Source organism: Streptomyces sp. NBC_01317 (assembly GCF_035961655.1).
Lineage (GTDB): Bacteria > Actinomycetota > Actinomycetes > Streptomycetales > Streptomycetaceae > Streptomyces.
The window spans coordinates 153,870-171,748 of the sequence record NZ_CP108393.1; the positions used below are offsets into that span (position 1 = coordinate 153,870).

Genomic DNA, 17,879 nt, shown 5'->3' on the forward strand with positions numbered 1-17,879 from the left:
GGCGCGACACTCGTGGCCATGCCTGCTACGGCGTGTCGCCCTGCCAGTCCCAGCGGTCCGGGTCGGCGGGGCGGGGGCCGTAGAGCGCGTGGCCGCCCGCTCCGTACGAGCCGATCTCCGTCGTCAGCGACGCGCCTTCGCGCAACCGGTCGGCCGGCCAGCCGGTGACGTCCAGGAGGAGTCCGTCGAGCGGGCCCGCGACCAGCTCCCGGTAGACATGGCCGGGCCGCGGGCCCGGGTCCGGGTCGTCGTGGTCGGCGCCGTACACCCTGCGCCGCATCAGTTCGTCCATGGCACAAGCATTCCAGCCGCCACTGACAGCGGGCCCGGACGGCTCCACGGCTGTGAGTCCAGCCACAGGCACGGGTCCGGCGGGCGGGCGCGGCGCCCCGGCGTGTCGTGCCGCGCGGGCCGCCGCGCCGAGCCGCTCCCACCTGGGGTGATGACGATCATCGCGGGCGCGCCCCGGCCACGCCCTGCGGCGGCCAGCGCGACGCGTCCCCCGGCCGTCGGCGCCGTGACCAACAGGCGGATCCCGTTAACGCTGGGTAAACTCCCTGTTCGGCGTAGGGAGCGTCGATCGGGTCGGCTGCCGGCAGGGCAGTCGGACCACGGATCGGCACACGTCGGGCGGCGGTCGTGAACGGGCCGCTCGGACGGTTCGCCCTCGCGGAGGTCCTCCCCGCGAGCGGGTGTTCGGGATCCGGCTCAGTGTCGAGCCGGAACGGCGGAGCGAGTTGTCCGGCCGGTGCCGCCGAACGCTCGACCCCCCTGACCCCGGAGAAACCGCATGACTGTAGTAGCGGACGAGTCCCAGGCCCTGATCGGGTCGCTGTCGGCCGGTGCCCTGGACACCCCGGTACGGCCCGGCGTCTTCGCCGGGCGTCCGGCCCCGGACGGCCGCACCCTGATGGACATCCTCGGCGAGACGGCGCGGCGCTTCCCGAACGCGCCCGCCGTCGACGACGGGACGGGGGCTCTGAGCTACCGCGCGCTGCTCACCGAGGTGGACGGCCTGCGGCTGCGGCTGAAGGCCGAGGGCATCGGTGTCGGTGACCGGGTCGGCGTACGCGTTCCTTCGGGGACCGCCGATCTGTACGTCGCGATCCTGGGCGTCCTGGCGGTCGGCGCGGCGTATGTGCCGGTGGACGCGGAGGATCCGGACGAGCGGGCCGAGCTGGTCTTCTCCGAGGCGGGGACCTGCGCGGTGCTGGGCGCCGGCCTCGAACTGGTGGCGCACGGCGCCGCCGGGGGTGTCAGCGGCCGGCCCGGGCCGGAGGACGACGCGTGGATCATCTTCACGTCCGGGTCCACGGGGCGGCCCAAGGGCGTCGCGGTCACGCACCGCAGCGCGGCCGCGTTCGTGGACGCGGAGGCCGGGCTGTTCCTGGCCGAGGAGCCGATGGGCCCGGGCGACCGGGTGCTGGCCGGGCTGTCGGTCGCCTTCGACGCGTCCTGCGAGGAGATGTGGCTGGCGTGGCGCAGCGGCGCCTGCCTGGTGCCGGCGCCCCGGTCCCTCGTACGGACCGGTCTCGACCTGGGTCCCTGGCTGGTCGAGCAGGAGATCACGGTGGTCTCGACCGTCCCGACGCTGGCGGCGCTGTGGCCGGTCGAGGCACTGGACGACGTACGGCTGCTGATCTTCGGCGGGGAGGCGTGCCCGCCCGAACTCGCGGAGCGGACGGCGGTCGAGGGCCGCGAGGTGTGGAACACGTACGGGCCCACGGAGGCGACGGTTGTCGCGTGCGCGGCGCGGCTGACGGGAGAGGGGCCGGTACGGATCGGGCTTCCGCTCGACGGCTGGGAACTGGCGGTCGTGGACGCCCGGGGCGAGGTGGTGCCGATGGGCACCGTCGGCGAACTGGTGATCGGCGGGGTGGGGCTGGCACGGTACCTCGATCCGGCGAAGGACGCGGAGAAGTACGCGGCGCTGCCGTCGCTCGGCTGGTCCCGCGCGTATCGCAGCGGCGATCTGGTGCGCGCGGAGGAGGCGGGCCTGCTGTTCGTGGGGCGGGCGGACGAGCAGGTCAAGCTGGGCGGGCGCCGCATCGAACTGGGCGAGGTCGACGCGGCGCTCCAGGCGCTGCCGGGCGTCGCGGGAGCGGCGGCGGCGATCCGCACGACGCCGGCGGGCCACCAGATGCTGGTGGGGTACGTGGTGACGGCGGGGGGCGGGGCGCCTGAGGAGGCCGCTGCCCCGGAGCACGCCGCTTCCGACGCACCGCCCGCCGCGGCGGAGGCAGGCGCCTCGGGGCCCTTGGCCGCGCCCAGCACGGACCGTGCCGGGACGACGGCCCGCGCCGACGGCCCTGTCGCCGCCGACTCCGGCCCCGAGGAGGGCCGGACAGCTCAAGGGGAGGAGCCCACAACGCTCCTCCCCGACGGAGACATCGGCTCGGCCCCTTCGAACGCCCTCGGGACGGACACGGACCGACCGGGTCCCACCCCGACCGCCACCCCGACCGCCACGCGGGCGGCCCACGGTGACGGAACCGTCAGCTCGCCGTCCCCGGACGGCGCCGGCACCCACACGAACCGAACCGGCACAGCACCGGTCACCGCCCAGGCGGACAGCGCGACGCCCACGGACGGAAACACCGGCGCGGAGCCGCCGGTCGGCCCGCGTGCCCCTGGCACGGGGACTGGTGCGGTGGGCTCAGCCCCGGTCACCGAGCGGGTGGCCCGTACCGACGGCGACTCGCCGGACCCGGACGGCGCAGGTCGGGGTCGGGACGCGCGGGCTCAGCCGACGCCCCCGGACGGCGGGCCCGTGAGCCGTACCGACGGAAAGGTCGGCGGCACCGGCACGAACCGAGCTGGCCTAACAACGGCCGTCGCACGGGCGGACCGTACCGACAGCAACGTCAGTCCGTCGTCCCCGGACGGCGACGGCGCCCACACGAACGGGGTCGGCACAGCCCTGGCCGGGCAGGCGGACCCTACCGACGGACACGTCGGTGGCGGTCCGGATCGGGGTGGACTCGCGCGGCCCGCGTCCCAGGTCGGCGGGGCGGCGGCCGGCGTCGGTGGCGTCCCCGTCGCGGACAGCGGCACGGCTCCCCCCGCCGGAAGTGCCACCGTCGTGTTCGACCAGGACGACGCCCTCCGGCGGCTGCGCGCCGCGTTGCCCGCCTCCATGGTGCCGATGCTGGCCGTCGTCGAGACGCTGCCCACCCGTACCTCCGGCAAGGTCGACCGTGCCGCGCTGCCGTGGCCGCTTCCCGGGGTCGGGGGCGTGGAAACGGCGGACGGGCTCACGGACACCGAGGCCTGGCTGGCCGGGTTGTGGGGCGAGGTTCTCGGCGCCCCGGCCACCGGGCCCGACAGTGACTTCTTCGCCGCCGGTGGCGGCAGTCTCGCCGCCGCGCAGCTCGTCTCGCGGATCAGGACCCGCCACCCCTCCGGGTCGGTCAGCGACATCTACCAGAACCCGAAGCTGGGCGCGCTCGCCCGCCTCCTGGACGAGTCCCGCGCCGAGACGTCGGCGCCCCGCACGATCGCACCCGTCCCCCGGCGTACCGGCATCGCGCAGATCCTGCTGATGCTGCCCCTCCTGACGGTCGCCGGACTCCGGTGGGGCGTCGCGGTCGCGGCGGCCAACAACGTGCTGGCGCACCTCGGCGCGTACCCCTGGGCCCCCACCGTCTCCTGGTGGTGGGTCCTGGCAGGCTGGCTGCTCTGCGTGAGCCCGCCCGGCCGTATCGCGATCGCCGCCGGTGGCGCGCGGCTGCTGCTGCGCGGCCTCAGGCCCGGTACGTACACCCGTGGCGGCGGCGTCCACCTGCGCCTGTGGACCGCGGAGCGGCTCGCGGAACTGAGCGGCGCGACCGGCCTGTCCGGCAGCTGGCTCACCCACTACGCGTGGGCGCTCGGCGCGCAGATCGGCCCCGACGTCGACCTGCACACCCTCCCGCCGGTCACCGGGATGCTCAAGCTCGGCCGGGGCAGTGCGATCGAGCCCGAGGTGGACCTGTCGGGCCACTGGCTGGACGGCGACCGGCTGCACCTCGGCAGGATCCGGGTCGGGGCCGGCGCCACGGTCGGCGCCCGCAGCACGCTGTTCCCCGGCGCCAGGATCGGCAAGCGCGCCGAGATCGACGCGGGGTCCGCCGTGACGGGCGCGGTGCCCGACGCACGCCGCTGGGCCGGCGTGCCCGCGGCCCGCTCCGGGAAGGCCACCGGAAAGCCGCCGCGGCGCTGGCCCGAAGAGCGGCCGGCCCGTACCCGCCGCTGGACCGCCGGGTACGCGGTCACCTCGCTGCTGCTGAGCCTGCTCCCCTCGCTGGCGCTGCTCCCCGGTCTGCTGGTCTTCGCGGTCTTCGTGCGCGGCGCGCACGACGCGGGCACCGCGCTCACCCACGCGCTGACCGCCGTACCGCTCGCGACCCTCGCGTCCCTGCTCTGCTACGCGCTGTTCGTCGTGGTCGGCGTACGGGCCCTCGGCCTCGGCCTGCGCGAAGGCTGCCACCCCGTCCACGGCCGGATCGCCTGGCAGGCATGGGCCACCGAACGGCTGATGGACATGGCGCGGGTGCATCTCTTCCCCCTGTACGCGAGCCTGTTCACCCCGGTGTGGCTGCGCGCGCTCGGCATGAAGGTCGGGCGCGGGGTGGAGGCGTCGACGGTCCTGGCGCTCCCCTCGATGACCACCGTCGGCGACGGCGCGTTCCTCGCCGACGACACGATGGTCGCCCCGTACGAGCTGGGCGGCGGCTGGCTGCGGATCGCCCCGGCCCGCATCGGCAAGCGGGCGTTCCTCGGCAACTCGGGGATGGCGTCCGGCGGTCACTCGGTGCCCAAGCGGGGCCTGGTGGGCGTGTTGTCGACGGCGCCGAAGGGCGCCAAGGCGGGGAGTTCCTGGCTGGGGATGCCGCCGATGAAGCTGCCGCGCGCGGTGGAGACGGACGACCTGAGCCGTACGTACAGCCCGCCCCGGCGGCTGCGGTGGGCGCGCGCCGGCGTCGAACTGTGCCGGATCGTTCCCGTGATGTGCACGGTCGCGCTCGCCGTGACCGTCCTCGCGGCCTTCGAGGCCGTCGCGGACCGCTGGGGCTTCGGCGCCGCCGTGGCGGCCGGCGGGGCGCTGCTGCTCGCCGGCGGGCTGGTGGCGTGCGCCGTGGCGTGTCTGGCGAAGTGGCTGCTGGTGGGGCGGTTCCGGGCGGTCGAGCACCCGCTGTGGAGCTCGTTCGTGTGGCGCAACGAGCTGGCGGACACGTTTGTCGAGGTGCTCGCCGTGCCGTGGCTGGCCGGGGCGGTGGGCGGCACGCCGCTGATGAGCGTGTGGCTGAGGAGCCTCGGCGCGCGCATCGGCCGGGGTGTGTGGTCGGAGACGTACTGGCTGCCGGAAGCGGATCTGGTACGGATCGGCGACGGCGCGAGCGTCAACCGGGGCTGTGTGGTGCAGACCCACCTCTTCCACGACCGGATCATGCGCATGGACGAGGTGGTCCTGGGGCAGGGCGCGACCCTGGGCCCGCACGGGATCGTCCTCCCGGGCGCGACGATCGGCGCCCGTACGACGGTGGGACCGGCGTCGTTGGTGATGCGCGGGGAGACCCTGCCCGAGGACTCCCGCTGGCTCGGCAATCCGATCGCGTCGTGGCGGGAGGAGACGGTGAACGTACGCTCTCCGGGGAAGACGGGGAAGACGGCCGCCGGCAGGCCGAAGGGCGTGAAGCGCCTGAAGCGTGTGAAGCCGGTGGGAAGCACAGCCAAGACGGAGGACGCCGTAGCGTGAGCAGGGGCAAGAACGGCCGTGCGGGAAGCCTGTCCAGCCGTGTCCGCGCCGCGGTCGGCACGGCGGTCGACGCGGTGGTGGAGGCGACGGCCGGACCCGTGGCACCGGCGGAGACGGAAGCCGGACCGGACACCAGGACGAACACGGACACCGGTGCCGGCACCGGCACCGGTGCCGGTACGGACACTGCGGCGGGACCGGCCACGGACACGGAACCGGTGGCCGGTGTCCCGCCCCGCGTGCTCGCTTCCGCCGACTCGTACCTGCCCGCCCACGGCAACACCGGATACGGCGTCGAGCGCTACGACCTGGAGTTGAACTACCGCCCCGGCACGGGCCGCCTCTCCGGCCGCGCCACAATCTCGGCCGTCGCCGACCCCGCCCTTCCCGGCGGCGCCCTCACCGCGTTCAGCCTCGACCTGCGCCCCTTCCGCGTCGACGGTGTGCTGGTGAACGGCGAGCGCGTCGCCCGCTACACCCACCGGGCCGACAAGCTGCGGATCCGGCCGGCGCGTCCCCTCGCCGCCGGGGAGCCATTCAGCGTCGAGGTGCGGTACACCGGGACACCCCGGCCGGTGAAGACGCGGGACTGGGGCGACCTGGGCTGGGAGCAGTTGGAGGACGGCGCGCTGGTGGCGGGCCAGCCGATCGGGGCGCCGTCCTGGTTCCCGTGCAACGACCGGCCGGCCGACAAGGCCGCGTACCGGATCTCGGTGACCGCGCCCTCGCCGTACACGGTGGTGGCGAACGGGACGCTGGAGTCGCGCACGATCGGCGCGTCCACGACGACCTGGGTGTACGACCAGCCGGAGCCGATGTCGACCTATCTCGCGACGGTCCAGACGGGGCTGTACGAACTGGTCGAGCTGGCCGATCCCGGCGCGCGTCCCGTACCGCAGTGGGCGGCCGTACCGCCCCGGTTGCAGGCGCGCTTCGACCACGACTTCGCCCGGCAGCCGCAGATGATGGCCGCGTTCCAGGACCTCTTCGGGCCGTACCCCTTCGGTGAGTACGCGGTGGTCCTCGTGGACGAGGAGCTGGAGGTCCCGGTCGAGGCGCAGACGCTCTCCATCTTCGGGGCCAACCACGTCGACGGGCGGCGCGGCTGTGAGCGGCTGGTCGCGCACGAGCTGGCGCACCAGTGGTTCGGCAACAGCCTGAGCGTCGCCGACTGGCGGCACATCTGGCTGAACGAGGGTTTCGCCAAGTACGCGGAGTGGCTGTGGTCCGAGGTGTCCGGCGGCGCCCCTGCGGCGGCGATCGCGGAACGGACCAGGGCGAGGCTGGCCCGGCTGCCGCAGGATCTGCGCGTCGCGGACCCGGGTGTACGGCGGATGTTCGACGATCAGGTCTACCAGCGCGGGGCTCTGACGCTGCACGCGCTGCGTACGGTGGTCGGTGACGACGTGTTCTTCTCGCTGCTGCGGGAGTGGACGGCCGTGCACCGGCACGGCACGGTCACGACCGAGGACTTCACGGAACTCGCCCGGCGCCGCAGCGCCCACTCCCTCGACGACCTGTTCACGTCCTGGCTGTACAGCCCACAACTGCCGGAACTCCCCCGTCCCCGCAGCAGCTGAAAACGCCTGTCTAGTCCGTACGGCAGGCGGGGTGGCCCCACCCCTCGGGGTTCTTGGCGATGGGCTCACCGGCGGCGTACGCCTGGCCGCACCGGCAGCGGCCCGGGAATTTGGCGTTGAGGGTCCGCGCGGAGGCGGACGTCTTCCTGGCGGAGGTCTTCGTGGCCGCCTTCGTCCCGGATCCGGACGCGGACCCTGACGCGCCGGAGGACCGCCCCCGGCCGCCGGTCCGTACGGTGTCCGGCGCGGCCGGCGGCTCCGGGGAGCCGTACGCGCTGCCCGCGGGTTCCTGCACGATGGCCGCCCTGCTCGCGGCCCGGTCGGCGAAGTCGTTGAGCCGGTCGCCGTCCACCTGGTGGGCGGGCACGTAACGGAACTCCACGGAGCGGCCCGTGAGCAGCGCGTCGATCCGGACGACCAGGTCCTTGTTGGCGACGGGGCTGCCCGACGACGTCCGCCAGCCCTTGCGCTTCCAGCCGGGCAGCCAGGTCGTGACCGCCTTCATCGCGTACTGGGAGTCCATCCGGATCTCCATCGGTACGTCCGGGTCGACGGCGGCCAGGAGCTGTTCCAGGGCGGTGAGTTCGGCGACATTGTTGGTGGCGGTGCCGAGCGCCCCCGCCTCCCAGCGGTCGGGCAGCTCAGCCCCGTCGGCGATGACCCAGGCCCAGCCGGCCGGTCCCGGATTTCCCTTCGACGCCCCGTCACACGCGGCGATCACACGTTCAGCCATACCGCCGATCATGCCAGTGCGGCACCCGGCCGAGGACCCCGGCCCACACGGGCGCCCGCGACCCCGGTGCCGGGGGAAAACCCGGTGCCCCGTACCCGCACCGGCTGTCAGGCTTCCGCGCATGACTACGTACGAAGCACTCCTCGTCGGAGGCCGGTCGGGCGTCGGCAAGTCCACCGTGGCGTGGGAGGTCTCCGCGCTGCTCCAGGAGGCGGGGGTCGCGCACTGTCTGCTGGAGGGCGACTACATGGGGCAGGTGCATCCCGCCCCCGCCGCCGACCCGCACCGCTCCGCGATCACGGAGCGCAATCTCACGGCGGTCTGGGCGAACTTCGCGGCGCTGGGCCATCGCCGGCTCGTCTACACCAACACGGTGAGCGTGCTGGAGAGCGCGATGTTCCGCCGCGCCCTGGGAGGAGGTGACACGACGCGGATCGTACGGGTCCTGCTCACCGCCGGGGACGCAACGGTCCGGGACCGGCTGGCGCGGCGCGAGACGGGGTCCCAGCTCGCCCTCCACGTCGAGCGGAGCGGGTCGGCGGCGCGGCGGCTGGAGCGGGAGGCGCCGCCGGGAACGGTCCGGGTGGACACGGACGGCAGGTCCGTCGCGGAGGTGGCGCGCGAGGTGGTGGCGGTGACGGGCTGGTAGGTCGTCCTGGCCCGGGGTGTCGTGTTGTCCTGGCCCGGGTCGTCGTGTCGTCCTGGCCCGGCGGTCGTTGAACGCCCATGTGATCGTGGTGAGCAGCCTCGCACCGGGCAGGACCGGCGCGCCCGGTGATCCGTCGTGACCGCCGAGGGGGGCGGCGCCGAGGAGCCTGTGGGCGTCCAACGCCCCGTGCGAAAAGGCCTGTTGCTCTCGCACGCGCGGACGTGGCGGGTGTACGAGTCCGCCACCTACGGCCTGCTGGGGCTGGCGGGGGCGTATGCGGGAGGAGCGGGCGCGGGCCGGGCGCCCGGTGCGGGAGTGCTCCTGGGGGTCTGGGGTGTGTGCACGCTGGGCGGGATCGGCGGCGCGTACCTCGGGGACTATCTGGGGCGTGACATCGACGCGGCGGCCAAGCCGCACCGGCCCATCCCCTCGGGGGCGTTACGGCCCTCGCACGCCCTGGCCGCCGCCGTGTCCTGCATCGCGACCGCCCTGGTCTGGGCCCTGCTGCTGGACTGGCGGGCCCCGGTGGTCCTGGCCGGCGCGTTCGGGCTGCATCTGGTGTACCACCGGCGGCTCAAGACCGCCGGTCTCCTCGGGGACGTCACGGAAGGGACGGCGACCCTGGCGGGTCTGGTGCTCTTCGGTGCCGCTGCCGTCCATCAGCTGTCCTCGCCCGCGGTGTGGCCGGTGGCGGGGGCGGCGGCGGTCCACGGCACGCTCTACAACCTGTTCCTGGCCATCGGTGACGCGGAGGGCGACCGCCGCGCCCGCTGCCTGACCCTGCCCGTGCGGCGGGGGGCCCGGGTGGCCACGGGCGTCGCCGCGCTGCTGGTGGTGCCCTGGCTCGGGGCGGCCGGGTGGGCCGCGGCGGTGGCCGGACCCGTGGCGGGGGCGGCCGGCGCGGCCGCCTGGCTCTGTCTGGCCCTGGCGACGGGCTGCGACGCCGTGTCGGTGGCCCGGCTGGTCCGGCAGGCCCGTACACCGGGCGGCCCGACGCGCCGATCGGCCCTGTTCGCGGCGGAGTTGAACCTGGCCGCCCGTTCGCTGGCCGTCTGCGCGTATCTGTTCCTCGCCGGGGGCACGGGCGCCGGATCGGTCGCGGCGGTCGCGGTCCTCCTCGTCGTCCTGGCGGCCGGGCGCCATCAGATGACCCGTTACGAACTGGGCGTACCGCCGCCGGATCCGGGGTAAGGTGCCTCTTACGATCCGAACCGGGTCGTATTCAAATGGACCGGTGACCGCGAAGGCGGACCGGGTGGAGCGAAGTAAGACGGGGGACGGCCTGATGCGGGTCAAGGATTTTGATCATCTGGTGCTCAACGTGGGGGACGTGGAGCGCGCGCTGGACTTCTACTGCGGGCCTCTCGGCCTGGAGCCGGTGCGGGTGGACGAATGGCGGGCGGGCAAGGTCCCGTTCCCGTCGGTACGGGTCAGCCCGGTCTCGATCATCGACCTGGTCGACCGCCCGCGCGGTGAGTCGAACGTGGACCACATCTGCCTGGTCGTCGACCCGCTGGACTGGCAGGAGGTCATCGACGCGGGCACGTTCACCGTGCTGGAGGGCCCGGTCGGCCGGTACGGCGCCCGGGGCGACGCCCAGTCGATCTACGTGGCGGACCCGGACGGCAACACCGTGGAGCTGCGCTGGTATCCGCAGGACGCCGGGCGGTGAGCCCGGCCGCCGGACGCCCGCGCGACCCGGCGATCGACGCGGCGGTGCTGACGGCGACCCTGGACGTCCTGCGGGAGCGCGGCTACGCGCGCCTCGCCCTGGAGACGGTCGCGGCCCGGGCCGGCACGACGAAGGCGGCGATACGGCGGCGGTGGCCGGTCCGGCAGAACCTGGTCGTCGACGCCCTCGCGTCGGTCCTGGTCACCCCGCCCGTGCCGGACAACGGCTGCACCCGGTGCGATCTCGTCCAGAGCGTGCGGCTGCTCGCCACCGCGCTGGACGAGCGGCTGCCCCAGGGGGTCCTCGCCCCGCTGATCGCGGACTGCGCGGGCGACGCCGTCCTGCACCGGCGGCTGATCGACGTGCTGGTCGAGCCGACCAGGCACGCCGCGACGGTCGCGGTGCGGCGCGCGGTCGACCGGGGGGACCTGCTGCCCGACGTCGATCCCGCGCTCCTGGTCGACCTGCTCGCGTCGACGGTCTACCAGCGGGCGCTGTTCGGCGACGGGCCGGTCGACCGGGGCACGGCGGGGCCCCTGGTGGACCTGCTGCTGCGCGGAGTGGCCGTCGACTTCGAGCACCTGGTCAGGATCAGCCGGCGGACCGACCGCACGGCGGCGGGCGCGGGTGCGGGTGCGGAGGAGGGGCACGGGCATTGATTCCGTGACCGGCGGACCACGGGGCGCGACATCAAGATCTCATCCATCCGCCATGCGCATGCCATACGACTGACGGCGCGCCGCCTTGGCCCGCGACTGCAATTCCCCTGACAACCGCCGTCAGGGGAGGGTCACATGACACCCGTACACCACCACGCGCCGGGTACCCACGCACCTGAACTCAGAGCAGCCGCCCGGCATCTCGGCCGCCGCCGGTTCCTGACCGGGACGGGCGCGGCGGCCGCGCTCGCCTTCGCCGTGAACCTGCCGACCGCCGGGGTCGCGAGCGCCGCCGCGCTCGACGCCGCGAAGATCACCGAGAATCCGTTCACCCTCGGCGTCGCCTCCGGTGACCCGCGCCCGGACGGCGTCCTGCTCTGGACCCGGCTCGCGCCCAGACCGTACGAGCCGGACAGCGGCCTGCCGAGGAACAGGGTCGCCGTACGGTGGGAACTCGCCCACGACGCCCGCTTCACCCGGATCGCCGAGCGCGGACAGGTCGACGCCCACCCGGAGTTCGACCACAGCGTGCACGTCGACGTCCCGGGCCTGGACTCCGACCGCGTGTACTGGTTCCGCTTCCGTGTCGGTACGTGGATCAGCCCCGTGGGCCGTACCCGTACCGCGCCCGCGCGGGGCGCCACGATCGGCGAGCTGAGGATCGCCGCCGTCTCCTGCCAGGCGTACCACGACGGCTACTTCACCGCGTACAAGCACCTCGCGGAGGAGGACCTGGACGTCGTCTTCCACCTGGGCGACTACCTGTACGAGTACGCCGTGACGGCGGTCGGCGGTACCCGCAACTACACCGACCGGCGGCTGCCCGCGCACTACAACCGGGAGACCGTCACGCTGGAGGACTACCGGCTGCGGTACGGCCTCTACAAGTCGGACCCCGACCTGATGGCGGCGCACGCCGCGCACCCGTTCGTCGTGACGTGGGACGACCACGAGACCGAGAACAACTACGCGGACGAGACGCCGGAGAACGACGTACCGCCGGAGGAGTTCCTGCTCCGCAGGGCCGCCGCCTACCGCGCGTACTGGGAGAACCAGCCGCTGCGCACCCCGCAGCGCCCCCAGGGTCCGGACATGCGGCTGTACCGGCGGCTCCAGTTCGGCCGGCTCGCGCAGTTCGACGTCCTGGACACCCGCCAGTACCGCTCCGACCAGGCGTACGGCGACACGGCGCACGTCCCGGGGCCCGAGTCGGAGGATCCGTCGCGCACCATGACCGGCGAGACGCAGGAGCGGTGGCTGCTGAACGGCTGGCAGAACTCCCGCGCCGTGTGGAACGTCGTGCCGCAGCAGGTCAACTTCTCCGCGCGCAGGCTGGACCTGAACCCGGTCGCCAAGGTCAGCATGGACGCGTGGGACGGCTACCCGGCCGCCCGCAAGCGCCTGCTGGACGGGGCCGAGGCGGCCGGCGTCGCCAACCTGATGGTGCTCACCGGTGACGTCCACGTCGCCTACGCGTACGACATCAAGCGCGACTTCGACGACCCGGCCTCCCGGACGGTGGGCACCGAGATCGTGGCGACCTCCATCGCCAGCGGCAAGGACGGCGCCGACAAGCCCGCGACGTGGGAGACGTACACGCAGGCCAACCCGCACATGAAGTTCTACAACGGGCGGCGCGGCTACGCGCTGGTGACGCTGGGCCGGGAGTCGGCGCGGGCCGACTTCCGTACCGTCTCCGCCGTCACGACACCCGGCGCACCGGTCTCGACCGCCGCGTCGTTCGTGACCGAGGCCGGGAACCCCGGCCTCGAACCGGCGTGAGGGACACCTGACCGACTGCCGACCGACATCCTGACCGGCTCCTGACCGGCGGACGCCGGGTCCGTCGGGGATCAACGTCCCTGTACGGGCCCGGCGTCCGGCGAAGGGTCACCGCGGCCGTCGTGCGCGCTCACGCGCCGTTCGGGTCGTGGGTCACTCCACGCGGGAGTTCCCCGAGTCTCCGTCGTCGTCGGATCCCGGTATGTGCACGTCGAGTACGCTGATATTGGCCTCGACCACTTCGAGTCCGGTCATGCCCTGGACCGCGTCGGAGACGTGGGAGCGGATGTCGCCGGCGGCCTGCGAGATCGGGGTCCCGTACTCGACCACGATCTCCAGATCGATGGCCGCCTGCTTCTCGCCCACCTCGACCTTGACGCCCCGGGTGGGATCGTCGTTACCCGCCACGCGGTCGCGTACGGCCCCGATCGTGCGGGACATGCCACCGCCCATCGCGTACACACCACCCGTGTCGCGCGCCGCGATGCCGGCGATGGTCGACACGACCGAGTCGGCGATGACCGTGTTTCCCTTGACCTCGTGATGTGCTCCGTTGTGCCGCGTGGTCACCGCGGACTGGTTTTCCGCCATGAGAGATTTCCCTTCTCGCAGAGGCTGATCGCTCACTCGAACCCCCGTCGTCCCCCTCGCACTCCACTGTGCGCGCCCTCCCCGGAGCACGCCATTCGGGTGAGCACTCCCCGGCTCCTGGGCCCGCGCGCGGGCCCCCGCTTCCGGCGCACCGGGCACGGAGAGCGATCAGCTGGCTTCACATATGCCCTAAAACTCCGCTTAACGGATTTTTTACCTTATGCGACATTTTGATCGTCCGAGGATGGGAACGTCACTTTACGAGCCACACCCACAGCCGAAGGAGTTGGCCATGGCATCACCATCACCTCGTCCGTCATCGACCATCGAGGACCATCCCGACATCCGTGCGTTGCAGGCACGTTCCGAGCGGGCCATCGCGACGCCCCTGGCGCAGGCCGTGCAGAGCCTGAGCCTGCTGGCCGGTCTCTTCCTGGCGGCCTCGCCCTGGATAGTGGGCTTCAGCGGACTGACGACCCTGACCGTGACCAACCTCATCGCCGGCATCGCGTTCACCCTGCTGACCCTCGGGTTCGGTTCCGCGGCGTACGAGCGGACGCACGGCATGGGATGGGCCGCGCTGGGGATCGGCGTGTGGACGATCATCGCCCCGTGGGTCGTGGCCGGGAACGTGACCACGACACGAACCATGGCGAGCAACGTCGCGGTCGGAGCCGCGTGCGTCTGCCTCGCCCTCGCCACGGCCGTGTTGGGGATGACCGGGCGCCGGAGCCGGAGCCGCGCCCGCGGCTGACCCCTCGTCGCTCAACCGCCCCACCGCACCGCCCGGCCGCAGCACGCGGCCGGGCGGTGTGCTGTCCGGGGCATCCGGGTGACGTTCCCGTGTCCGTCCCGGCGCCGGGTGGGGCCACGTGCCATAAGGAGGTACCACCCCTTCAGGGAAAGAAGGAACTGTGTACGAACTGCGCATCAAGCGTCGGATCACCGCGGCCCTCGCCGTCGCCATCCTCGCCGGCTCCGGCGCCCTGGTCGCCACGCCCGCCGCCGCGACGGGCACGACCCCGCCGGAGGCCACCACGGCGGTGGCGGCGCTCCCCAAGGGCAAGGTCACCGCCCGCCTCCCGCTGAGCATCCGCCAGAGGCCGACGACCAACTCCGCGTACCTCGGCAGCTTCCAGCCCGGCACGATCATCACCCTGTACTGCAAGACCCGCGGCCAGAACGTCGAGGGCAACAACCTCTGGTACCTGCTCGGCGGTTCGAAGCGGGGCTGGGTCTCGGCCCGCTACGTGAAGAACTTCTCGCCGGTGGCGTACTGCCGGTTCTGACCGACCCGACAGGGCGGACGCGCGCCGGACCTCCGACGGACGCCGCCGGGGGTCCGGCGCAGCCGTTCCCGCAGCCGTTTCCCTGGTCACCTTTCCCGCACCTGGCGCGACGCCACGGATACCCTGCGTCATCGGCGTTAAAATAGCTCACACATTCGATTATTCGGGCTTACGCTGGTGCACATGTCCGTACATCTCCAGCCTTCACTCTTCGAGCAGTCCGAGGACGTACGCCTGGGTCCGCTCGGCGGCCTCCGGCGCACCACGCTGGGCGACGGGGCGTGGATCGATCTCCTCCCCGGCTGGCTGAGCGGCGCGGACACACTCTTCGGGGAACTGGTGGCCGGCGTGCCGTGGCACGCCGAGCGGCGCCGGATGTACGACCGCGAGGTGGCCGTACCGCGCCTGCTGTCGTTCTACCGGGCCGGGGACGCCCTCCCCCACCCCGTCCTGGACGAGGCGCGCACCGCCCTGGGCGTCCACTACGCGGCCGAGCTGCGTGAGCCGTTCGCCACGGCGGGGCTCTGCTACTACCGGGACGGCCGGGACAGCGTCGCCTGGCACGGCGACCGGACCGGGCGCGGCTCCACGGAAGACACCATGGTCGCGATCCTCTCGGTCGGGGAGCCGCGCGACCTCACGCTGCGGCCGCGCGGGGGCGGCGGCACCACGAGGCGGGTGCCGCTGGGGCACGGCGACCTGATCGTGATGGGCGGCTCGTGCCAGCGGACCTGGGAACACGCGATCCCGAAGACCACACGCGGCGTCGGCCCCCGGATCAGTGTCCAGTTCCGCCCGCAGGGCGTCAGCTGAGTCCCGCCGGACAGGCCCCCGGCCCTGGGTCTTAGGCCCCGCCCTGGAATTCGAGCGACATCTGGAAGTGCTCGGGGTCGAGCAGGCTGACGACGTGCTCGACGAAGAAGCCGTCCGACGCGAAGCTGGTGCGCTGCGCGTCCAGGAACCAGTCGCCCGGCTCCCGCCGCAGCAGCTCCGCCTCCCGCGCGTTGATCCGGCGCCCGCCGAGGCGCTGCTCCCCGTGGTCGGGGTGGAGTCCGGCCTGCCGCATGACCTCCGTGAGCGACATCTCGGCCGGCCCCTGCCTCGGCAGCTCCCGTACCCCGGGAACGGGGGGCAGGAAGCTGCGTTCGTACGACACCACGCAGCCCTCCTCGGTCAGCTCCCGGATCCGCGCGACCCGGACGAAGACGGGGGAATCCACGCCCAGCCGCTCGGCCAGCGCGTCGTCGTTGACCTCCTCGACGGCGATCGTCTGGACCCGGGAGGAGATGCCCTGGGTGGCCAGGGCGTGCGCCCACCCCAGGGGCGTGTCCAGGGGTTGGCCGTCGAAGAGTACGTACGACCCCTTGCCGCTCCGGGTGACGATCAGGCCGGCTTCGCTCAGTTCCGCCAGGGCGGCGCGCACGGTGGTACGGCTCACGGAGAAACGCTGGGCCAGGGCCTTCTCACCCGGCAGCTGCTCACCGGCCCGCCGTCCACCGCTGCGGATCTCCTTGGCCAGCGCCTCGGAGATCTTCTGATGCTTGAGCCAGATTCCGGTCATGTCGTTTCTCCCGCGAGCTTCTCGGGGTGTTGGGTCCGGGGCGGTGCCGGCCGTCCCGTACGGAACTCATACGGGCAGCTTGTCCCCGATCGTCGCCGGCCGCCGCTCCTGGGCGCGCACCCGGCCGCGCGCGAGGAGCAGATATCCGGCGAAGCAGAGCACCAGGGCGGCCAGCACGCCCAGGTTGGCGAAGGCCCAGGAGCCGGTCTTGCCGCCCAGGCCGAAGGGGCCGAGCAGGTAGCCCTGCCAGTTGAGCCAACTGGCTGCGGCGTTGGTGACGAGACCCCAGCCGAGCGCGGTGGCGACGACCGTGAGCACCAGGGGCACCCACGCGAAATCGCCGTAGCGGCCACGGGGGCGGTACAGGTCGAGGTCGTCGTACGGCCGGCGGCGCAGCAGCAGGTCGGCGAGCATCACCCCGCACCAGGCCGCCACGGGGACGCCGAGGGTGGTCAGGAAGCCGATGAACTGGCCGAGGAAGTTGTCGGCGAAGAAGACGATGTAGACCGATCCCGCGATCATGAGGACGCCGTCGAACAGGGCGGCGAGGTAGCGGGGCACCCGCAGGCCCGCCGAGAGCAGCGCGAGCCCCGAGGAGTAGATGTCCAGCACCGCGCCGCCGACCAGGCCGAGGACGGCGACGATCGCGAACGGGACCAGGAACCAGGTGGGCAGGATCGTGGTGAGCGCGCCGATGGGGTCGGCGGCGATGGCCGTGTTGAGGCTCTTGGAGGAGCCCGCCAGCAGCAGGCCGAAGATGAGCAGGATCACCGGTGCCACGGAGGCGCCCACGGTGGTCCAGCCGATCACTCCGCGCGTCGAGGAGCGGCGGGGCAGGTAGCGGGAGTAGTCGGCGGCGGCGTTGACCCAGCCGAGGCCGAAGCCGGTCAGCAGGAAGACGAGCGCGCCGATGAACTCCTCGGCGGAGCCGCCGGGGAGGGCGCTGACGGTGTGCCAGTGGATGTGGTCGGCGACGAGCCCGATGTAGACGAGGGTGAGAACGGCCGTGACCACGGTGATCACGGTCTGGAGCCGCATGATGAGGTCGAAGCCCATCACGCCGCCGACCACGACGAGCGCGCTGATGAGGATCAGCGCGATGATCTTGGTCTCGGTCCCGCCGCCCCAGCCGAGCCGTCCGAGGACGGTCGCGGTGGCGAGGGTGGCCAGCGAGGTGAGGACGGTCTCCCAGCCGACGGTGAGCACCCAGGAGACGACCGACGGCAGCCGGTTGCCGTGCACGCCGTAGGCGGCGCGGCTGAGCACCATCGTCGGCGCGGAGCCGCGTTTGCCGGCGACCGCGATGAAGCCGCAGAGGAGGAAGGAGACGATGATGCCGACCAGCCCGGCGATCAGGGCCTGCCAGAAGGAGATGCCGAAGCCGAGCGCGAAGGCGCCGTAACTGAGGCCGAGAATGGAGACGTTGGCCCCGAACCAGGGCCAGAAGAGCTGACGGGGGGTGCCCTTGCGCTCCGCGTCGCCGATCACGTCCAGACCGTGGGTCTCCACCTGGATCTGTCGCCCTGACCCGGAACCGGAGTCGGGTCCCGGGCCGGAGCCGGAGCCGCTGTCGAGAGTGCCTGCCATCGCCGACCTGCCTGTCTAGACGTGTTCAGTCGAGAATAG

15 protein-coding genes are annotated in these 17,879 nt (G+C 73.1%); 10 read left to right on the forward strand and 5 right to left on the reverse strand.

Going from position 1 to position 17,879, the window contains the following annotated elements:
• Positions 1-25: 25 nt before the first annotated feature.
• On the reverse strand, positions 26-292 hold the full coding sequence (locus tag OG349_RS00550; RefSeq protein WP_327232648.1) for a hypothetical protein: 267 nt from the start codon (positions 290-292) through the stop codon (positions 26-28).
• A gap of 498 nt (positions 293-790) precedes the next feature.
• On the opposite strand from OG349_RS00550, the gene OG349_RS00555 reads away from it, so the two are divergent.
• Entirely contained in the window at positions 791-5,737 is a 4,947-nt protein-coding gene (locus OG349_RS00555; RefSeq protein WP_442806174.1) for a Pls/PosA family non-ribosomal peptide synthetase, read from the forward strand.
• Positions 5,738-5,955: 218 nt separating this feature from the next.
• A complete protein-coding gene (locus tag OG349_RS00560) occupies positions 5,956-7,317 on the forward strand; it encodes a M1 family metallopeptidase (RefSeq protein ID WP_327238392.1) in 1,362 nt (453 codons plus the stop codon).
• 10 nt (positions 7,318-7,327) lie between these two features.
• Here OG349_RS00560 and OG349_RS00565 read toward each other — a convergent pair whose 3' ends face one another.
• Positions 7,328-8,062, reverse strand: a complete 735-nt coding sequence (locus OG349_RS00565; protein WP_327232649.1) for a ribonuclease H family protein — start codon at positions 8,060-8,062, stop codon at positions 7,328-7,330.
• Between the two features lie 109 nt (positions 8,063-8,171).
• On the opposite strand from OG349_RS00565, the gene OG349_RS00570 reads away from it, so the two are divergent.
• From OG349_RS00570 to OG349_RS00590, 5 genes are all read left to right on the forward strand, one after another.
• Positions 8,172-8,699, forward strand: coding sequence for a hypothetical protein (locus tag OG349_RS00570; RefSeq protein ID WP_327232650.1), 528 nt, complete (start codon positions 8,172-8,174; stop codon positions 8,697-8,699).
• Between the two features lie 135 nt (positions 8,700-8,834).
• Positions 8,835-9,890, forward strand: coding sequence for a UbiA family prenyltransferase (locus OG349_RS00575; RefSeq protein ID WP_327232651.1), 1,056 nt, complete (start codon positions 8,835-8,837; stop codon positions 9,888-9,890).
• 94 nt (positions 9,891-9,984) lie between these two features.
• Complete coding sequence (locus OG349_RS00580; protein WP_327238393.1) at positions 9,985-10,371, forward strand: VOC family protein; 387 nt, start codon at positions 9,985-9,987, stop codon at positions 10,369-10,371.
• Positions 10,368-11,030, forward strand: a complete 663-nt coding sequence (locus OG349_RS00585) for a TetR/AcrR family transcriptional regulator (RefSeq protein ID WP_327232652.1) — start codon at positions 10,368-10,370, stop codon at positions 11,028-11,030. Before OG349_RS00580 ends, OG349_RS00585 begins: the two co-directional genes overlap by 4 nt.
• A 135-nt stretch (positions 11,031-11,165) precedes the next feature.
• Positions 11,166-12,812 carry an alkaline phosphatase D family protein gene (locus OG349_RS00590; RefSeq protein WP_327232653.1) on the forward strand — a complete coding sequence of 549 codons (1,647 nt, stop codon included), beginning with the start codon at positions 11,166-11,168 and terminating at the stop codon, positions 12,810-12,812.
• A 153-nt stretch (positions 12,813-12,965) separates the two neighbouring features.
• Here the strand turns inward: OG349_RS00590 and OG349_RS00595 are convergent, their stop codons facing one another.
• Positions 12,966-13,403, reverse strand: coding sequence for an Asp23/Gls24 family envelope stress response protein (locus OG349_RS00595; protein WP_327232654.1), 438 nt, complete (start codon positions 13,401-13,403; stop codon positions 12,966-12,968).
• A gap of 292 nt (positions 13,404-13,695) precedes the next feature.
• Between OG349_RS00595 and OG349_RS00600 the strand changes: the two genes are divergently transcribed.
• The 3 genes from OG349_RS00600 to OG349_RS00610 all read left to right on the forward strand — a co-directional run bounded on the left by OG349_RS00600 (position 13,696) and on the right by OG349_RS00610 (position 15,505).
• The gene (locus OG349_RS00600) at positions 13,696-14,157 is read left to right on the forward strand and encodes an SPW repeat protein (protein WP_327232655.1); all 462 of its coding nucleotides are present in this window, start codon (positions 13,696-13,698) and stop codon (positions 14,155-14,157) included.
• 160 nt (positions 14,158-14,317) lie between these two features.
• Positions 14,318-14,692, forward strand: a complete 375-nt coding sequence (locus tag OG349_RS00605; RefSeq protein ID WP_327232656.1) for an SH3 domain-containing protein — start codon at positions 14,318-14,320, stop codon at positions 14,690-14,692.
• Positions 14,693-14,875: 183 nt separating this feature from the next.
• A complete protein-coding gene (locus OG349_RS00610; protein WP_327232657.1) occupies positions 14,876-15,505 on the forward strand; it encodes an alpha-ketoglutarate-dependent dioxygenase AlkB in 630 nt (209 codons plus the stop codon).
• Between the two features lie 31 nt (positions 15,506-15,536).
• Here OG349_RS00610 and OG349_RS00615 read toward each other — a convergent pair whose 3' ends face one another.
• Both OG349_RS00615 and OG349_RS00620 read right to left on the reverse strand, forming a co-directional pair.
• Positions 15,537-16,253 carry a GntR family transcriptional regulator gene (locus OG349_RS00615; RefSeq protein ID WP_327232658.1) on the reverse strand — a complete coding sequence of 239 codons (717 nt, stop codon included), beginning with the start codon at positions 16,251-16,253 and terminating at the stop codon, positions 15,537-15,539.
• 66 nt (positions 16,254-16,319) lie between these two features.
• The gene (locus tag OG349_RS00620) at positions 16,320-17,840 is read right to left on the reverse strand and encodes a purine-cytosine permease family protein (RefSeq protein ID WP_327232659.1); all 1,521 of its coding nucleotides are present in this window, start codon (positions 17,838-17,840) and stop codon (positions 16,320-16,322) included.
• Between the last annotated feature and the right edge of the window lie 39 nt (positions 17,841-17,879).